This is a genomic window from Actinomadura citrea (genome assembly GCF_013409045.1).
Classification (GTDB): Bacteria; Actinomycetota; Actinomycetes; order Streptosporangiales; family Streptosporangiaceae; genus Spirillospora; species Spirillospora citrea.
In genome coordinates this window covers 3,544,076-3,561,186 of the sequence record NZ_JACCBT010000001.1, presented here as the reverse complement: position 1 = coordinate 3,561,186, position 17,111 = coordinate 3,544,076, and the positions used below count along the sequence as shown (strand labels likewise).

General features: G+C 73.2%; 18 protein-coding genes. 14 read left to right on the top strand and 4 right to left on the bottom strand.

Annotated features, from left to right (window positions below):
- Nucleotides 1-38 precede the first annotated feature (38 nt).
- The 5 genes from BJ999_RS16800 to BJ999_RS16780 all read left to right on the top strand — a co-directional run bounded on the left by BJ999_RS16800 (nt 39) and on the right by BJ999_RS16780 (nt 6,555).
- On the top strand, nt 39-1,568 hold the full coding sequence (locus tag BJ999_RS16800; RefSeq protein ID WP_179834168.1) for an FGGY family carbohydrate kinase: 1,530 nt from the start codon (nt 39-41) through the stop codon (nt 1,566-1,568).
- Nucleotides 1,565-3,238, top strand: a complete 1,674-nt coding sequence (locus tag BJ999_RS16795; RefSeq protein WP_179834167.1) for a glycerol-3-phosphate dehydrogenase/oxidase — start codon at nt 1,565-1,567, stop codon at nt 3,236-3,238. The genes BJ999_RS16800 and BJ999_RS16795 overlap by 4 nt, the downstream gene beginning before the upstream one ends.
- Nucleotides 3,235-4,782, top strand: a complete 1,548-nt coding sequence (locus tag BJ999_RS16790) for an FAD-binding oxidoreductase (protein ID WP_179834166.1) — start codon at nt 3,235-3,237, stop codon at nt 4,780-4,782. Before BJ999_RS16795 ends, BJ999_RS16790 begins: the two co-directional genes overlap by 4 nt.
- A 19-nt stretch (nt 4,783-4,801) precedes the next feature.
- Nucleotides 4,802-5,413: a glycerol-3-phosphate responsive antiterminator gene (locus tag BJ999_RS16785; RefSeq protein ID WP_179834165.1), complete on the top strand. Its 612-nt coding sequence runs from the start codon at nt 4,802-4,804 to the stop codon at nt 5,411-5,413.
- Nucleotides 5,414-5,508: 95 nt separating this feature from the next.
- A complete protein-coding gene (locus BJ999_RS16780) occupies nt 5,509-6,555 on the top strand; it encodes a DMT family transporter (RefSeq protein ID WP_179834164.1) in 1,047 nt (348 codons plus the stop codon).
- On the opposite strand, the gene BJ999_RS16775 is transcribed toward BJ999_RS16780, so the two are convergent.
- Nucleotides 6,533-6,901 (bottom strand): nuclear transport factor 2 family protein, encoded by a 369-nt coding sequence (locus BJ999_RS16775; protein ID WP_179834163.1) that lies wholly within the window; start codon nt 6,899-6,901, stop codon nt 6,533-6,535. The genes BJ999_RS16780 and BJ999_RS16775 overlap by 23 nt on opposite strands.
- Nucleotides 6,902-7,173: 272 nt before the next feature.
- Here BJ999_RS16775 and BJ999_RS16770 point away from each other — a divergent pair, with 272 nt between their 5' ends.
- Genes BJ999_RS16770 through BJ999_RS16760 form a run of 3 tightly spaced genes read left to right on the top strand, consistent with a single transcriptional unit; the run spans nt 7,174 to nt 8,608 of the window.
- Nucleotides 7,174-7,512 carry an ArsR/SmtB family transcription factor gene (locus BJ999_RS16770; protein ID WP_179834162.1) on the top strand — a complete coding sequence of 113 codons (339 nt, stop codon included), beginning with the start codon at nt 7,174-7,176 and terminating at the stop codon, nt 7,510-7,512.
- On the top strand, nt 7,509-7,985 hold the full coding sequence (locus tag BJ999_RS16765) for an SRPBCC domain-containing protein (RefSeq protein WP_179834161.1): 477 nt from the start codon (nt 7,509-7,511) through the stop codon (nt 7,983-7,985). The genes BJ999_RS16770 and BJ999_RS16765 overlap by 4 nt, the downstream gene beginning before the upstream one ends.
- Nucleotides 7,982-8,608, top strand: coding sequence for a dihydrofolate reductase family protein (locus tag BJ999_RS16760; RefSeq protein WP_179834160.1), 627 nt, complete (start codon nt 7,982-7,984; stop codon nt 8,606-8,608). Before BJ999_RS16765 ends, BJ999_RS16760 begins: the two co-directional genes overlap by 4 nt.
- A gap of 79 nt (nt 8,609-8,687) precedes the next feature.
- On the opposite strand, the gene BJ999_RS16755 is transcribed toward BJ999_RS16760, so the two are convergent.
- Nucleotides 8,688-9,761, bottom strand: a complete 1,074-nt coding sequence (locus BJ999_RS16755; RefSeq protein ID WP_179834159.1) for an L-type lectin family protein — start codon at nt 9,759-9,761, stop codon at nt 8,688-8,690.
- A 248-nt stretch (nt 9,762-10,009) separates the two neighbouring features.
- The gene (locus tag BJ999_RS16750; protein WP_179834158.1) at nt 10,010-10,798 is read right to left on the bottom strand and encodes an SAM-dependent methyltransferase; all 789 of its coding nucleotides are present in this window, start codon (nt 10,796-10,798) and stop codon (nt 10,010-10,012) included.
- Between the two features lie 111 nt (nt 10,799-10,909).
- Between BJ999_RS16750 and BJ999_RS16745 the strand changes: the two genes are divergently transcribed.
- The 4 genes from BJ999_RS16745 to BJ999_RS16730 all read left to right on the top strand — a co-directional run bounded on the left by BJ999_RS16745 (nt 10,910) and on the right by BJ999_RS16730 (nt 14,723).
- Entirely contained in the window at nt 10,910-11,437 is a 528-nt protein-coding gene (locus BJ999_RS16745) for a MarR family winged helix-turn-helix transcriptional regulator (RefSeq protein WP_229810451.1), read from the top strand.
- A gap of 2 nt (nt 11,438-11,439) precedes the next feature.
- Nucleotides 11,440-12,750 (top strand): MFS transporter, encoded by a 1,311-nt coding sequence (locus BJ999_RS16740; RefSeq protein WP_179834156.1) that lies wholly within the window; start codon nt 11,440-11,442, stop codon nt 12,748-12,750.
- A gap of 193 nt (nt 12,751-12,943) precedes the next feature.
- Complete coding sequence (locus tag BJ999_RS16735; RefSeq protein WP_179834155.1) at nt 12,944-13,426, top strand: cation:proton antiporter regulatory subunit; 483 nt, start codon at nt 12,944-12,946, stop codon at nt 13,424-13,426.
- 7 nt (nt 13,427-13,433) lie between these two features.
- Complete coding sequence (locus tag BJ999_RS16730) at nt 13,434-14,723, top strand: cation:proton antiporter (protein WP_179834154.1); 1,290 nt, start codon at nt 13,434-13,436, stop codon at nt 14,721-14,723.
- Nucleotides 14,724-14,739: 16 nt separating this feature from the next.
- Here BJ999_RS16730 and BJ999_RS16725 read toward each other — a convergent pair whose 3' ends face one another.
- Nucleotides 14,740-16,062 carry a cytochrome P450 gene (locus tag BJ999_RS16725; RefSeq protein ID WP_179834153.1) on the bottom strand — a complete coding sequence of 441 codons (1,323 nt, stop codon included), beginning with the start codon at nt 16,060-16,062 and terminating at the stop codon, nt 14,740-14,742.
- Between the two features lie 122 nt (nt 16,063-16,184).
- Between BJ999_RS16725 and BJ999_RS16720 the strand changes: the two genes are divergently transcribed.
- Both BJ999_RS16720 and BJ999_RS16715 read left to right on the top strand, forming a co-directional pair.
- Nucleotides 16,185-16,838: a TetR/AcrR family transcriptional regulator gene (locus BJ999_RS16720; RefSeq protein ID WP_179834152.1), complete on the top strand. Its 654-nt coding sequence runs from the start codon at nt 16,185-16,187 to the stop codon at nt 16,836-16,838.
- A gap of 101 nt (nt 16,839-16,939) precedes the next feature.
- Nucleotides 16,940-17,083, top strand: coding sequence for a hypothetical protein (locus BJ999_RS16715; RefSeq protein WP_179834151.1), 144 nt, complete (start codon nt 16,940-16,942; stop codon nt 17,081-17,083).
- Nucleotides 17,084-17,111 lie beyond the last annotated feature (28 nt).

Sequence of the window (17,111 nt, the reverse complement as noted above, 5' to 3'; positions counted from 1 at the left end):
GCCGGTCCGAACGCGCTGACGAGAGGAGTGTTTCGCAGATGATCAGAGAACGCCGGCGCGGCGTGCTGAGCATCGACGAGGGCACCACCGGGACCCGCGCCGCCGTCGTTCTCGACGACGGCGGCGCGGCGGCGGCCGCGTACCTGCCGATCTCGGTGCGCTCGCCCGACCACCTGCGCGTGGAGCAGGACGGGGCGGAGATCTGGGAGAACACCGTCCGGGTCTGCCGGACGGCCCTGGAGCGGGCGGCCGCGGACCGCGTGGAGATCGCGGGGGTGTCGATCTCCACGCAGCGCGCGACCGTGCTGCTGTGGGACGCGGTGACCGGTGAGCCGCTCAGCCCCGCCGTGGTGTGGCAGGACCGCCGCTACGCCGAGCGGCTGCGGGAGTGGGAGCCGGACTGGGACGAGCGTCTCGCCGAGCGCACCGGGCGGCCGGTCGGGTCCCGGGCCCCGCTGCTGTGGGCCGCCGAGGAGGTCGCCCGGAACGAGGAGGCGCGGCGGGCGCACGAGCGGGGCCGGCTTGTGTTCGGATCGATCGACACCTGGCTGGTGTGGAAGCTCACCCGCGGCGCCCGGCACGTCATGTCCGCGACGAACGCCGTCGCCGCCGGCGCCTACGACCTGCGGACCGGCGACTGGTACGGGCCCTGGGCGGACTTTCTCGGCTGCCCGCCCGACATCCTGCCGTCCGTCGTGGACGAGGACGGGGACTTCGGCTTCACCGACCCGTCCGTCCTGGGGGTGCGGCTGCCGATCCTGTCGGTCATGGGCGACCAGCACGCGGCGATGGTCGCGCTCGGCGCGCACCGGCCCGGCCAGGCGATGTGCGTGCACGGGACGGGCACGTTCCTGGACGCGGTCGCGGGCGGCCGCCCGCCCGGCCACCGCGACCGGGTGCCCGGCGTGCTGACCCTGGTCGCCTGGCGCTCGCGCGGCGTGCCGCTGTTCAGCCTGGAGGGGTTCGCCGCGACGACCGGCTCGGCGGTGCGCTGGCTCTGCGAGGAGATCGGGATGTTCGAGTCGCCCCGGCGGCTGACCGAACTGGCCGGCGAGCACTCGGGACCGTCCCGCGTGCGGTTCGTGCCCGCGCTGGCGGGGCTGCGCACGCCGGTCTGGGCGCCGGAGGCCACCGGGCTCCTCGCCGGGTTGAGCCTGTCCACCACCCGGGCCGAGCTCGCCCGGGGCGTCCTCGACGGTTTCGCGCACTCGGTGTGCGACCTGCTGGAAGGCGTGGAAAAGGCCATGGGGCGGCCCGTGACCGACCTCGTCTGCGGCGGCGGCCTGGCCGGCAGCGACGTCCTGATGTCCGCCCAGGCCGACCTGATCGGGCGCCCGGTGCGCCGGGCCCTCGCCCATGAGACCGCCAGCCTGCGCGGCACCGCCTACCTCGGCGGCGTGCGCGCGGGACTGTGGCCCGACCTCGCCTCGGCCGTCGCCGGGCTCGGCACCGACCCGGTGTTCGAGCCCGCGCTCGCCGACGGCGACCGCCGGGAGGCCCGCGCCGCGTGGCGCGACCTGCTGGCCCGCCATGTCCCCACCCACTCAACGAAGGAATCGACGTCGTGATCCGGCTTACCGAACGCAAGGCGAGGTCAGAGACGAGGAACGCGATCCGCCGCACCCCGCTGGCGCTGGACCGCGGCGCGCAGATCGAACGGCTCGCCGCCCAGCGGTTCGACGTGCTCGTCGTCGGCGGCGGCGTCACCGGCTGCTACACCGCCCTGGACGCCGTCAGCCGGGGGCTCCGGGTCGCGCTCGTGGAACGGGACGACTTCGCCTCGGGCACGTCCTCCAAGTCCTCGAAGATGGTGCACGGCGGCCTGCGCTACATCGAGCAGGGCAACCTGCCGCTGGTGCGGCGCTCGCTGCTGGAGCGGCAGCGGCTGCGCCGCAACGCCCCCCATCTGGTGCAGCGGCTCCCTTTCGTGTTCCCCGTGCTCACCCAGGACGGCGTGTTCGACCCGCGCATCGCCAAGGCGTTCGAGGGTCTGCTGTGGACCTACGACCTGGCGGGCGGCTGGCGCATCGGGCGGCTCCACCGGCGGCTCACGGTGCCGGAGGTCCTCGTCCGCGCCCCCCGCCTGCGCGCCGACCGCCTCAGGGGCGGCCTGCTCTACTACGACAGCCGCACCGACGACGCCCGCCTCACCCTGACCATCGCGCGGACCGCCGCGCACTTCGGCGCGACCGTCCTCAACGGCGCCGCCTGCCGCGGCCTGATCCGCGAGGGCGGGCGCGTGCGCGGCGCCACCGTCGGTGTCGACGGCCGCGAGGTCGACGTGCGCGCCGGGGTGGTCGTCAACGCGACGGGGGTCTGGTCCGACACGCTCGACGCGCTGTCGGATCCTGGCCACCGGCCGCGCGTCCGTCCCGCCAAGGGCGTGCACATCGTGGTGCCGTGGACCCGGCTGCCGATCGACGGGACCGTGACGGTGCCCGTCCCCGGCCGGGCCCGCCGCGCCACGTGCACCCGGTGGGGCGACGTGGTCGTGATCGGCACCACCGACACCGACTACGACGGGCCGCTGGACGAGGTGCTGTGCACGCGGGAGGAGATGGAGTACCTCCTCGACGGCGCCAACACGGCGTTCGACGCCGGACTGCGTGCGGACGACGTCGTCGGGTCGATCGCCGGGCTGCGCCCGCTGGTCGGCGGCAAGGAGGGCGCCACCCTCGACATGAGCCGCGACCACCGGATCGCCACCGACGCCCACGGGCTGGTCACCGTCACCGGCGGCAAGCTCACCACCAGCCGCCACATGGGCGAGCTCGTCGTGGACGAGGCACTGAAGGAGCTCGGCCGCAAGGCGCGCTGCCGCACCGTCCACCTCCCGCTGCTCGGCGGGGCGGGCTACGACGCGGAGGCCACCTCGGCGACCGGCGGGCTGGGCGCGCACCTGGGCGAGCGGTACGGCACCGAGGCCCGCTTCGTCGCCGATCTCATCGCCGAGGACGCCTCCCTCGCCGAGCCGGTGGTCGAGGGCGGCGGCCATCTGCGGGCCGAGGTGGTGTACGCGGCCCGGTGCGAACTGGCGCGGACCGTCGACGACGTGCTGTCGCGCCGCACCCGGATGCGGCTCTTCGCCCGTGACCTGTCGGTCAAGGCCGCCCCGGAGGTCGCGCGGCTGCTGCAGCGGGAGCTGGGGCTGTCCGATGAGGAGGCCGGGCGGCAGATCGAGGACTACGTCTCCGGCGTCGAGCGGGAGCGGACCGTACTGATGGAGGAACTCAGTTGATCAGCAGGCAGACCATCACCCACCCCTTCAACCGCGGGGACTACGTCGTCGGGGCGCCCACGCCGCCGCGCTGGGCGGCCGACTGCCCGCCCGGCGACGGCGAGGCGAGCCTGCAGGAGGGCGTGGCCCGGGTCCCCGAAGCGGTCGTCACCGAGCTGCGCGCGGCCGCGGCCGCGGTGCACACCGGCCGGGACGAGGTGGTCCGGCGGACCCGCGACTGGTGGGCGGGCACGTCCATCGGCGAGACCGACGGCCGCCCCGCCACCCCCGACGCGGTGATCGTCGAGGCGGCCGACGAGGAGCAGGTGGCCGCCGTGGTCCGGATCTGCGCCGCGCACCGCGTCCCGCTGACGGTGTCGGCGGGACGCAGCAACGTGCTCGGCGCGGCGCTGCCGGTGTTCGGCGGGGTCGTGCTGGACGTCTGCCGGCTGAACCGGATCCTGTCCTTCGACGCCGAATCGATGATCGTCGAGGTGCAGGCGGGGATGTTCGGCGACCTGTTCGAGAAGGAGCTCCAGGAGGTCCACGGCGCCACCGCGGGGCACTGGCCGTCGGCGTTCGCGATCTCCACGGTCGGCGGCTGGGCGGCCTGCCGCGGGGCGGGCCAGCTCTCCACCCGGTACGGCAAGATCGAGGACATGGTCGTGGGCCTGGACGTGGTCCTGCCCGACGGATCGTCCGCGAGCTACGGGACCTACCCCCGCGCGGCCGTGGGCCCCGACCTGCGGCAGCTGTTCCTCGGCTCCGAGGGCACGCTGGGCGTGATCACCCGGCTGCGGCTGCGGACCCACCGCCTGCCCGCCTACGGGTCGGGCCTGGCGTACGGGTTCGCCACGTTCGCCGACGGGCTGGACGCCTGCCGCGAGATCCTCCAGCGCGGCGCGACCCCGGCGGTGCTGCGCCTGTACGACGCGCACGAGAGCGGCACCCACTTCGGTGAGCCGGACACCAACCTGCTGCTGATCGCCGATGAGGGCGACCCGGTGCTGGTGGACGCGACGCTGGCCGTGGCCGAGGAGGTCTGCGCGGCCCGCGCGCCGGTCACGCTGGACGGCGGCGCGGTCCTGGCGCGCTGGCTCGACGAGCGGATGATCGTGGGCAAGTCGGGCGACGGGTACGCCAAGGGACCCGGTTTCGTCGCCGACACCTGCGAGATCGCGGCGCCGTGGTCGTCGCTCACGGCCCTCTACGACGAGGTGGTCGCGGCCGTCGAAGCCGTGCCGGGGACGCTGCGCGCCTCCGCGCACCAGTCCCACGCCTACACCGACGGGGCCTGCCTGTACTTCTCCCTGCGCGGCGACGTGGAACGCTCCCGCCGACGGGAGTGGTACCGGGCCGCCTGGGACGCCGCCAACGACGTCCTCATCCGGCACGGCGCCGCGATCAGCCACCACCACGGCGTGGGACTGCTCCGCTCGCCCTACGTGAGGCCCTCCCTGGGCAGCGGCTTCGGCACCCTCGCGGCGGTCAAGCAAGCCCTCGACCCGGAGGGGATCATGAACCCGGGGAAGCTGGGGCTGCCCGGGTTCTCCGAGGACCTCTGAGCATAAATAGGGTGATGTGATGGGTCTTCGTCCGAAACGTCCCGTTGACCGGCGGCTGCTGGCCGCGCTGGCCGAGCACCCGGTCATGGCCTCGATCGTCGGGGTCGCCATGGCCGGCCGGTTCGCCTCCCGGTCGGCGCCGCTCGGCATCCTGGCGTCGGTCCCGCTGGGCGATCTGGAGGCCACGGTGGCGGCGACCGTCGCCGCACGCAAGATCGTCTTCGTGAACATGGACTCGACGCCGGGCCTCGGGCACGACCCGGGCGCCCTGACCTACCTCAAGGGGATCGGGGCGATCGGGATCTGCTCCACCCGCGCGGCGATCATCGAGCGCGCGGGCGGGCTGGGCCTGCTGACCATGCAGAAGGTCTTCGTCACGGACCGATCGAACCTGCATCGCAGCGTGCAGTCCATCGGACGGTCACACCCGGACCTCGTCCAGCTCATGCCCGCGGTCATGCTGCGCTACATCGAGCGCGAGGCCCGGGATCTCGGCGTCCCGTACCTGGCCGCCGGTTTCGTCCAGGAGGAGGCGGACGTCTCCGAGGCGCTCCAGCACGGCGCCGCGGGCGTCTGCACCTCCGACGACGCCCTGTGGGACCTGCGCCGGTCCGCCCTGCGCGCGTCCTGATCCCTTTCCATCCGGCCGACGCGCCGGCCCGCCCCTGCCGCCATGCGGCGGGGCGGGCCGGTCGCGTCCGCACGCCCCGTACGGAAGGACCCTCGATGAAGCCGGGGACCCCCATCCCTCCCCCGCCGGCCGACACCGACGAGCCCGGCGTCCCCGCCCGCGGGAGGGGCGACCGCCGGTGGACGCGGGGTGGAGCGGCGCTGGCGCCCGCCCTGTTCGTCGTTCTGTGGAGCAGTGCGTTCGTGGCGGGCGTCCCAGGCGTCAAGGCGGCTCCGCCGTTGCTGCTGATGTTCGCGCGGTTCGCCGTCGCGGGAGTGCTGCTCGCCGCGTACGCCCTCGTCACTCGGGCCCGATGGCCGCGCGGGCGTGCGCTGGCGCACGTCGCCGTCACGGGGCTGCTCATCCAGGCGGTGCAGTTCGGCTGCTTCTACACCGCCCTCTCCCTGCACTACCCGGCGGCCGTGATCTCGCTGGTCCAGGGCCTCAACCCGGTGGTGATCGCGCTGGCGGCCCGGCTGCTCGGCGAGACCGTCACCCGGCGGCAGGCCCTGGGCTTCGCCCTCGGCGCGGCGGGCGTGGTGCTCGCGGTCGCCGACCGGGTGAGCCTGTCGGCCTGGGGCATCCCGCTGTGCCTGGCGGGCCTCGGCGGACTCAGCCTCGGGACCCTCTACCAGAAGCGTTTCGTCCCCGACATGGACGTCCGGACCGGGACCGCCACGCAGGTCCTCGTGAGCGCGGCGGCCGTGGGCCCGCTCAGCCTGGCCCTGGAGACCCCGCGCGTGTCGGACTGGACGGCGTTCGGTGGGTCGGTCGCGTGGATGGTGCTCGTCAACTCCATCGCGGCGTTCCTGCTGCTCAACAGCATGCTGTCGCGTTCGTCGGCGACCCGGGTCAGCACGGTGTTCTTCCTGACCCCGTCGGTGACGGCGGTGCTGGCCTGGCTGGTCACCGGCCAGGCGCTGCACTCGCTCGTGATCGCCGGCCTCGTGCTCGGCGGCGCCGGCGTCCTGCTCGCCGCCGGACGCCCCGACGCGGCGGACCCGCCGCGGCACGCGGGGCTGCGGGCGGCCCGGGGCGGTGCCGACGCCGGCCGGGCCGCCCGCGTGTCGCGGCCGCGGGTCAGCGGTAGTCGTTCTCCTTGAGTTCGACGACCCAGGCACGGCGTTCGGCGATCTTGCCGTCCCGCAGGACGAACACCTCCGCCATGGACATGCGCATCTCGCCGCCCGCGGCCCGCTCCACCGTCCCGGTGAGCTCCGCCATGACCACGTCCCCCTGCTCGACCATGCGCACGACCTCCAGGCGAGGCGGGTCGAGGAGCTCGGGCGGGCCGTCGATGGCCTTGTCGTAGGCCCCCTTGCCGGTCAGGTGGAAGGCGCCGAAGACCGTCCACTCGATGTCGTCGGTCAGGCAGGACAGGATCTGCTCGTGGTCGTTCCTGCGGAAGCCGTCCAGGTAGGTGGTGACGGTCTCGATATTGCGTGACATGGCCTTCTCCTTCGTTCCGGTCGCTGTTCGCAGGAGGCCGCCGTGCGGCCCCCTCGGATGTTGGTCGGAGCCGCCGGAGCGTTCTCGACATCACTCCCCCATCCGGTCGGCGGCCCCACGGTCGCCCGCCACCCGCGCCGCTCCTTCCCCGCGTCCGGACCGGCGCGGTCTCGACCTGTTCCCGCCCGCCATGCTCACACACGGCCCAGTGAAGCGAGCCACTCATACTTAGCCCTTGCGCTAACCATCGCCGGGCCACAATACTTAGCCTCATGGCACAGTATTCGCCAGAGCTGGACGGCGTGTTCGTCGCCCTCGCCGACCCGACCCGGCGCGCCGTGGTCCGGCGCCTCGGGCACGGGCCCACGAGCGTCGGCGACCTCGCGCGCGAGTTCCCCATGACCCTCCCCTCGTTCATGAAGCACGTGCGGACCCTGGAATCGAACGGGCTCATCCGCACCGTCAAGTCCGGCCGGGTGCGCACCTGCGTGCTCAACCGCGAACGGCTCGACCTCGTCGACGACTGGCTCGCCGAGCAGCGCCGCATCTGGGAGGGGCGCACCGACCGTCTCGAACAGTTCGTCACCGACCCGAAGGGGAAAGCCCCATGAATCCCGATCTCGACCTCGGCCTGGAGCGGATCATCCGCGCTCCGCGCGCGACCGTGTGGCGCGCCTGGACCGATCCGTCCCAGCTCGAACAGTGGTGGGTCCCGGCCCCCTCCCGTTGCCGGGTGGACCGTCTGGACACGCGGCCCGGCGGCGCGTTCGTCACGCGGCTGAGCGACGACGGGGCCGAGTTCGTCCCGCACATGGACGCGTGCTTCCTCGCCGTCGAGGAACCCCACCGGATCGTGTTCACCAACGCGATCGACAGCACGTGGCGTCCCGCGCACCCCGCACCGGTCGCGATGACCGCCACGATCACGATGGACGACCATCCGGACGGCACGGACTACAGGCTGGTCGTCCAGCACCGCGACCCCGATGCCCGCGCCCACCACAGCGCACTCGGCTTCGCCGACGGCTGGACGACGGTCGCCGGCCAGCTGGCCGCGTTCACGGAGAGGATCACCACACGATGAAGGTCGCCCTCTCCGAGTTCGTCACGCTCGACGGGGTCAGCCAGGGTCCCGGCTCGCCGGACGAGGACAGCACGGACGGTTTCACCCGCGGCGGCTGGCTCGTGCCCCACATGGACGCGACGTTCGTCCGGCGCGCCTCCGCGTGGCTCGGCCTCGCCGACGGCCTGCTCCTCGGCCGGCGCACCTACGAGGCGTTCGCGCGCGACTGGCCGAAGATCACCGACCCGGCCGACCCCTTCGCCGGACGGATGAACACGCTGCCGAAGTACGTCGTCTCCAACACCCTCACCGAGGGGACCTGGCATCCCACGACCGTGCTCGCGGGCGATCCGGTCCAGACGGTCGCCGACCTCAAGGCACGACCGGGGCGGGAACTCCAGATCCACGGCAGTTCCCGCCTGGCGGATTCGCTGCTTTCAGCGGGCCTGGTCGACACGCTCCGCCTCGTGGTCGCGCCCGTCGTGGTGCGAAGCGGTCGGCGCCTTCTGAACGCGCAGGGCACCCCGAACGGGCTGCGCCTCGTCCGCCACGAGGCCACTCCGGCGGGCCTGCTGCTCCTCGAATACGAGACGACCGGCCAGGCACTCCGAGGCCGGTACGAGGGAGTCGCGGCGTTCACCTAGAACGGAAGAGGACCGACCGCAGGCCGCGGCTCGACGGCCGCTTCGCGCGGGACCGTCGAGCCGCGGCCTGCCCTTTCGCTCAGCTGCTCTGGGAGCGCACGGCGACCCGGCGGATGAGCTGCACGTCGGTGAGCGGGCCCGTGGACGCGGCGAAGCCGAACTTGACGGTGTTCGGGACGGGCCTGGGAGCGGCGAACCTCAGCACCCGCTTGAAGCCGCCGCCGTCCCGGAAGTCGATGTCGACCGTCGCCACCGGATTCGGTCCGCGCGACACCGCCACGCGGACGACTCGCTTCACCGGCTCCAGCAGCCTTTCGGCCCGGCTCGGCGTGACGTTGGCGGGCATCGTCCTCAGGTCGCCGTGGAGGCGCCCGGGAAGCGACGACCGCCAGGGACCCCTGGTCGTCCTGTTCTTGGTGGTCGCGCCGAGCAGGCAGTATCCGGTGATGCCGTTCCCGGGGCCGCGCGCGGTCACGACGTTGGGGCCGGGGGCGGGCGGGCGGAACACCGTCCCGGCCGGGGAACGCCGCTCGCAGCCGTTCCCGCGCCCCTCTCCGTCGCCGAAGTAGTCGCCGAGCACATCGAGTCCGATGCCGAGGTACCCGCCGTCGACTCCGGGGATGAACTGCCCGCCGGCCCTGCCGCCCGGCAGTTTCTGGGCGTAACCGAGGCTTCCGCCGAACGCGCCCGGCGTGGTGAGACTCCGGGCGCCGTCGGTCAGGAAGAACGAGATCCCGTCGGCCGGAGCGCGTGTGGTGTTGCCGTACTGCCATTGCTCGAAGGTGACCTCCAGGCCGCCCCGCGCGGGAATAGGCGAGTCGAACAACGCGGCGCCGGTCTCCTCGAAGTGGGCGTCGGTGAGCTGGAGATATCCGCGCGATGCGGCGTCGCCCGGCGGCACGGGTCCGACCGGGTCCCGGCGGCACCCCCGGAGCGGATGGTTCGTGGCCTCCGCCGCGGCGTTCCCCCGACGCGCGCCCGTCAGGCAGGCCGCCCCGTACCCGACGAAACGCGAATCAGCGGTGGCTCTGGTGAACGATTCCTGGACCAGCACCGATCCCGGACGCCGGTCCGCCGCCGACGCGTGCCCGAATGACGCGACGACCGCGACGACACCGACCGCCGCCGTGATGCAAGCTCCCCGATGCCTCATGCCGTTTGCTCCCCACGGAGATCCGAAGCGATCTTTCTTCCGCGTTCATCTGAACACACGATCACGCCGAGATCTCCGCATTGCCGGTATCGCGGCAATACACGAAGTCATTCTTTACTGAAATGCATGGCATCCCATGAGATGGCCGGGCCTTCGCCACGAAAGCGGCGAACGGCGCACCGTTGAATCGCGCGACGACCATTTAGGCGATGGCCTGACGAAGCGAAGACCGCAGGGGAGGCGGCGGCTCAGGGCTTGCGGGCCAGTCCTCCTGAGCAGGACACCTCAGGGACGTCGTCTTGGCCGGGGTCGGGACGCCATCGCGTCACCGGCACGACCCCGGGTTCCAGCAGTTCCAGACCGTCGAAGTAGCCGACGATCTGCTCCTGCGTGCGGGGAATGTAGGGGACGGCGCCGCTGGCGGAGTTGTAGGTCCGGATGGCCTCGGTGTAGGCGGGGTCGCTGTCGGTGCCGTCGTAGACGGCCAGGTAGCTGCCGGACGGCAGTGCCGCCATGAGCCGGCCGACGATCGAACGGGCCTGGTCGTAGTCGCCCACCAGCCCCAGGATGCCCATGAGCATGAGCGCGATGGGCTTGTCGCGGTCGAGGGTGCGGGCGGCTTCGGCGAGGATGGCCTCGGGCTCGCGGACGTCGGCCTCGATGTAGTCGGTGGCGCCTTCGGAGGTGCTGGTCAGCAGCTTCCGGGCGTGCGTCAGCACCAGCGGGTCGTTGTCGACGTAGACGATGCGGGAGGCCGGCGCGAGCCGTTGGGCGATCTCGTGGGTGTTGTCCATGGTGGGCAGCCCGGTCCCGATGTCCAGGAACTGGCGGACGCCCGCCTCCCCCGCCAGGTACCGCACCACCCGCCGCAGCATCTGCCGGGACTCCCGGGCCATGGCGACCATCCCGGGGAAGACCGCGAAGATCCCCTCCCCGGCCTGCCGGTCGACGGGGTAGTTGTCGGTGCCGCCCAGCAGGAAGTTCCAGATCCGGGCCGAGTGCGGCACGGTGGTGTCGATCTCGGGTTGTGAGCTCATCGCGGACGGCCCCTGGGTTCTCGGGTTCCTTGCAGGCTCTTCTACCCACCTCCGCCCGGCTGAGCGCCGCCCGGAGGCGGAGGTATGTATGAGTGCTGTTATATTAGCGCTGTGACATCATCGGATCCGACCGCGACGCCGGGGCGGTGGCATGCGCTGCACACCCTGCTGACCGGCCTGGACGCCCAGATCGAATCCCTGTACACCGACCGAGGCATCCGGGGGGTCCGCCCCCGCTTCGCCTACCCCCTGATCCGGCTCGCGCATACCGGCCCGCTGACGATCCGGGAGCTGGCCGCCTCGCTGGACCGCTCCCACTCCGCGATGAGCCAGACGATCGCGGCGATGCGACGCGAGGGGCTGGTCGACTCCGAGCCCGGCACGGACGCCCGCACACGGCGCGTCACCCTGACCGACCGCGGCCGCGCCCTCGTCCCGTTCCTCGAGTCCGAGTGGCGCGCGACCGAGGCGGCGGTCGCCGAACTGGACGACGAGGTGCCCCACGCGCTCAGCGCCGTCGTCACCGAACTGGAGCGCGCGCTCGCCCGCCGGCCGATGAAGGAGCGGATCCTCTCCCACCTCGACGCGGCACCTCCCGGTCCGGCGCCCCCGGCGCCCTCCGCCCCGACCGAGCCGTAGCCGTGGCCTTGCGCGAAGGGCTCATCGACGTCCGGCCGCTGCGCGGGAGCCGGACGTTCCGCGACCTGTGGGTCGGGTCGTCGCTCGCCTCGATCGGCCAGCAGATCGCCGTCGTCGCCGTCCTGCAGCAGGTCTGGGAGCTGACCCGCAGCCCGCTGTGGACCGGGGCCATCGGTCTGGCCACTGGCGTTCCGCTGCTCGTCCTCGGCCTGGTCGGCGGATCGCTGGCCGACGCCGTCGACCGCAGGAGCCTCGTCCGCGCGGCCACCGGCGGCCAGGCCCTCGCGGCCCTCGCCCTCATGGTCCAGGCCGCCGCCGGAAACCGGTCGGTGACGCTGCTGCTGGCCCTGGTCGCCGCCGAGGCCGGCTGCGCGGCGCTCGGGGCGCCGGCCCGGCGCACCTTCCCCGTCCGGCTGCTGCCCGCCGACCAGGTCGCCGCCGGGCTCGCCCTGCAGAACGTCGCGTTCCAGGCGGCCATGCTCATCGGGCCCGCCGTCGCCGGGCTCGTGCTCGCGCAGTGGCGCTACCCCGCCGCTTACGCGATCCAGGCCCTGGCCACCGCCGCATCGATGATCGCCGTGATCCGGCTGCCCGCGATGCCCGCCCGGCGCGCCGACGACCAGCCGCCGGGGCGGGGGCGTCGCGGGCCGCTGCCGGGAGGGTGGCGGATCATCCTCCGGCACCCGGTCCTGTGGGGCTCCTTCGGCATCGACCTCGCCGCCACCGTCCTGGCCATGCCCATCGCGCTCTTCCCGATGATCAACGAGATCCGGTTCGGCGGCGATCCCCGGACCCTGGGGCTGTTCCTGTCCGCGATCGCGGTCGGCGGGCTCGGCGCCGGCCTGTTCTCGGGGGCGGTCACCCGCCTCCACCGCGGCGCCCTGGCCCAGCTCGTCGCGGCCACGGCCTGGGGCCTGGCCCTCGCCGGTTTCGGCCTTGCGGGGCCCCTCTGGCTCGCGCTGTCCTGCCTGGCGGCCGCCGGTGCGGCCGACACGGTGGCAGTGATCACCCGCGGCGCCCTGATCCAGATGGAGACCCCCGACCACTTCCGGGGGCGGGTCTCCTCGGTCGAGCACGTCATCGGCGTCGCCGGCCCCGAGATCGGCAATTTCCGCGGAGGGCTGCTCGCGTCCGTCACCTCCGCGCCGCTGGCCCTCCTGGCGGGCGGCCTGGCGGCCGCGGCCGCGGTCGTCTCCGTCGGCCTCGCCGATCCTCCCCTGCGCCGGCACCGGACGGACGCCCGGCACGGGGACGGGGACGGGGACGGGGACGCGCGACCGTCCACCGTGCCGGGCGACACCGTCTCGGCATGAGCCCGGCCCTGCTCGCGCGGGCCCGTGGGCTGCGCTTCCACCGGCGGGTTTCGCCTAGGGTCATGTCCGGTTGGCCTGAAACATGTCCACAACCTCATGGGCGGCGATCAGGGACGGCCGGACGGCGGCACGCGCGCATGCCGGGGCATGCCCCGGGCGGCCACGGAGATCACGGAGAAAGCGGGAGAGGGTCATGGACGTCGAGCGGACATCGCTGCCGGGCATCGGGTTGCGCCACGTGTTCACCACCGGGCGGGGGCGCCAGATCGGAGTGGTGTCGCACCGCACGGGCCGCCGCGATCTGGTGATCTACGACAAGGACGATCCCGACACCTGCGTGGTGTCGGTGGCGCTGGCGGCCGAGGAGGCCAACGCCGTGGCCGAGCTGCTGGGCACCGGCCGGGTGGTGGAACGGCTGGCCGAGCTGAACCGCCAGGTCGAGGGACTGGTGACCGAGCAGATCCTGCTGACGGCCGCCTCGCCGTACGCGGGTCGCAGGCTGGGCGACACCCGGGCCCGCACCCGATCCGGCGCCTCGATCGTGGCGGTGGTCCGCGACGGCGAGGTCATCGCCAGCCCGCGCCCGGACTTCGAGTTCCGCGCCGAGGACGTCGTGGTGGTGGTCGGCACCGACGAGGGCACCGCCGCCGTCGCGACCATCCTGCACGGCGGGTGAGAGGGCGATGCACGCCGCGACACAACTGATCGAACTAGGGGCGATCGTCCTGGCGCTGGGCCTGCTGGGCGCGGTGGCGGTCCGCTTCTCCATCTCCCCGATCCCGCTGTACCTGGTGGCCGGGCTGGCCTTCGGTTCGGGCGGCATCCTTCCGTTCGGCGCCAGCGAGGAGTTCGTCTCGCTCGGCGCCGAGGTGGGGGTGATCCTGCTCCTGTTCACCCTCGGGCTGGAGTACACCGCGGGGGAACTGGTCGGAACGCTGCGCACCTCGGCCCCGGCGGGACTGGCCGACCTGGTGCTCAACGCCGCCCCCGGGGTCGCGGTGGCGCTGATCCTCGACTGGGGGACGGTGGCCGCGGTGGCGCTCGGCGGCATCACCTACGTCACCTCGTCCGGGATCACCGCCAAGGTCATGGGGGACCTCGGCTGGCTGGGCAACCGGGAGACCCCGGCGGTGCTGTCGATCCTGGTGTTCGAGGACCTGGCGATGGCCGCCTACCTGCCGATCCTGACCGCGCTGCTGGCCGGGGCCTCGCTGGTCGCCGGGGCGACCACGCTCGGCATCGCCGCCGCCACCATCACCGCGATCCTGTTCGTCGCGCTGCGGCACGGCCGGCTGGTGGAGCGGTTCGTCGCCAGCCCCACCGACGAGGTGCTGCTGCTGAAGGTGCTGGGGCTGACCCTGCTGGTCGCCGGCCTGGCCCAGCAGCTGCAGGTGTCGGCGGCGGTCGGGGCGTTCCTGGTCGGCATCGCCCTGTCGGGACCTCTGGCCCACACCGCCCGCGACCTGCTGGCTCCGCTGCGGGACCTGTTCGCCGCGGTGTTCTTCGTGTTCTTCGGCCTGCACACCGACCCCGGCCAGCTGCCCCCCGTGCTGGGTGTGGCCGCGCTCCTCGCCGTGGCCGGGATCGCCACCAAGCTCGCCTCGGGCTGGCTGGCCGCCCGCCGTGCGGGCGTGGCCGCCCGCGGGCGCCTGCGCGCCGGCGCGGCGCTGGTCCCGCGCGGAGAGTTCAACATCGTCATCGCCGGGCTGGCCGTGTCCGACGGCATCAACCCCCGGCTCGGGCCGCTGGCCGCCGCCTACGTGCTGATGCTGGCCATCGCCGGGCCGCTGATCGCCCGTGGCGTCGAACCCTTCATCCGCTGGCGCGGCATACGCCCGCCCCGCACCCGGCCGGGCGGCGCACGCCGGAAGCAGGACTTCCCCCCGCCCGACGACGGCGCCGCCGACGACCTGGACGACGGGCAGGGGGACGTGGAGACCGAGGTCCGGCCACCGGTGCCCGGCCAGCACTGAACCGCGAACCGGCGTTTCAGCGCGGGGGCCGCGGAGGGGTGAAGGTGCACGGCAGGCGCTTGTAGCCGTTGATGAAGCCGGACATGAGCCGGTCGGGCTCCCCCGCGGCGATATCGGGCAGGCGGGTGAACAGCTCGCGGAACATCACGGTGATCTCTCGCCGTGCCAGGTTGGCGCCCAGGCAGAAGTGCGGGCCGGGGCCGCCGAACCCGACGTGCGGGTTCGGCGAGCGCGTGATGTCGAAACGGTCGGGGTCGGTGAAGACCGCCTCGTCGCGGTTGGCGGACCAGTAGAACAGCGTCACCCGGTCGCCCTTGCGGAAGGTGTGGCCGTTCATCTCGTGGTCGCGGGTGAGGTTGCGCCGCATGAAGATGACCGGGCTGCTGAAGCGCACGATCTCCTCGACGGCCCCGGCGATGCGTCCGTCGAAGTCGGCCAGCAGCAGTTCGCGCTGGTCGGGGTGCTCGGTGAACAGCTTCAGGCCGTGCGCGATCGCGTTGCGCGTGGTCTCGTTACCGGCCACCACCAGCAGCAGGAAGAACGTGGCGAACTCGCGCGGGGTCAGGCGTTCGCCGTCGACGTTGGCGTTGACCAGCGCCGAGGTCAGGTCGCCGGTGGGGGCGGCCCTGCGCTCCCGTCCGAGCCGGGACGCCAGTCGGTGCAGCCGCCACCCCGCCGACGCCACCGTGCCCAGCATGCGCAGCGTGCCGAGCCGGCCCAGCTTCGGGATGCCGTCCCTGTACTCGACGGTGGCGCCCACGTACTCGGGGTCGCTGTAGCCGACGATGATGTTGGTCAGCTCCACCACCCGCCGGTGGTGCCGGGCGGGGATGCCGAGCATGTCGCAGATGACCTCGACCGGCAGCCGCGCCGCCGCCCCGGACACGAAGTCGCCGCCGCCGGCCTCGACCAGCTCGTCCACGATCCGGGCGGCCCGCCGCGCGATGTCGTCCTCGGCCTTGGCGAGCATCTTGGGGCTGAACGCCCGGGAGACGATCCGGCGGATCTTGGCGTGCCGCGGGTCGTCCATGTCGATCATCGAGTTGAAGAAGCCGTCCATCCAGCGCGGCATGTCGGCCGGGCTGGTGGCGCTGGGCTCGCTGCTGAACACCTCCGGGTGGCGGCTGGCCTCCGTCACGTCGGCGTGGTGGACCAGCGCCCAGGACCCCGGGCTCTGCCCCAGGAAGGGGAGCTTCGGCAGGGTGAAGAACACCCGCCCCGGCTGGGCGCGCAGGAGCGCGAACGCCCGGGCCCGCTCTTCCAGCGGCCGGGTCCAGAACCGCAGATCGCTCAGGTCGATGTCCGCCAGCGTCGGCTGCGGGGGGATCTCCGTGGCCACCGGGCCTCACGCTCCCGTCTCGTCGTGACCAAAGTTCTGGTGAGGCAACACACCAGAAATATCTGGTGTGTACCGTCTCCAGATTCACGGAGGAAGTCAAGGGATGCGGCAGAATCGGGGCTGTGACGTCCCAGCCCCCTCGCGCGCGCCCCTACGGCGGCGTGCCCGCCGACCAGCGCCGGGCCCGCCGCCGGGCCGCGCTGCTGGCGGCCGGGCTGGAGCTGCTGGGCACCCAGGGATGGGCCGCCACGACCGTCCGGAAGGTGTGCGCCGAGGCCGGGCTCAACGACCGCTACTTCTACGAGAGCTTCCCGGACCGCGACGCCCTGCTCCTGGCGATCGTCGACGAGCAGGTCGCCCTGGGCACCGACGTGATCCTGTCCGCCGCCCGCCGGGCGCCCCGCCACCCGCAGGCCCGCACCCGCGCCGTGGTGACCGCCGTGTTCGGCTTCCTGACCACGGACCCGCGCCGGGCCCACATCCTCACCCACGCCTTCCCCTCCTCCCCCCTGCTCCAGCGGCGGCGGATCGAGATCATCCGGACCATGGCCGCGATCTTCGCCGCCCAGACCCACGAGACCCTCGACCAGGTCCCGCTCCCCGACGTCGACGTGGAACTGACCGGCCTGACCCTCACGGCCGGCCTCTGGGAGCTGTTCACCACCTGGTTCCGCGGAGACCTGGACGTCGACCGCGACCACCTGATCGACTACACCGTCGCGCTCGTGCTGAGCACCGTCGAGCTGGCCGCGCCCCTCCACCACCACCTCCGCTGACCCGGAACGGCGCGGTTGTGACGCACCGCACTCGCGCCGGTGTTACGAACAAGCCGCCTGCGGTGTCCTGTGGACGACCCATCCTGACGGAGGAGGCGGACATGAAAGTGATCGTGGCAGGCGCGGGATACGCCGGGACGCTCGACGGCGGCGGGGACGAGCGGGGCCGCGTCATCGTGGACGAGTACCTGCGCAGCGTGACCGACCCGCGGGTCATCGCCGGCGCCCTTCCCGAGGCGAGGTGACCGGCCGCCGGCCCGGGCGCCGAGCGCA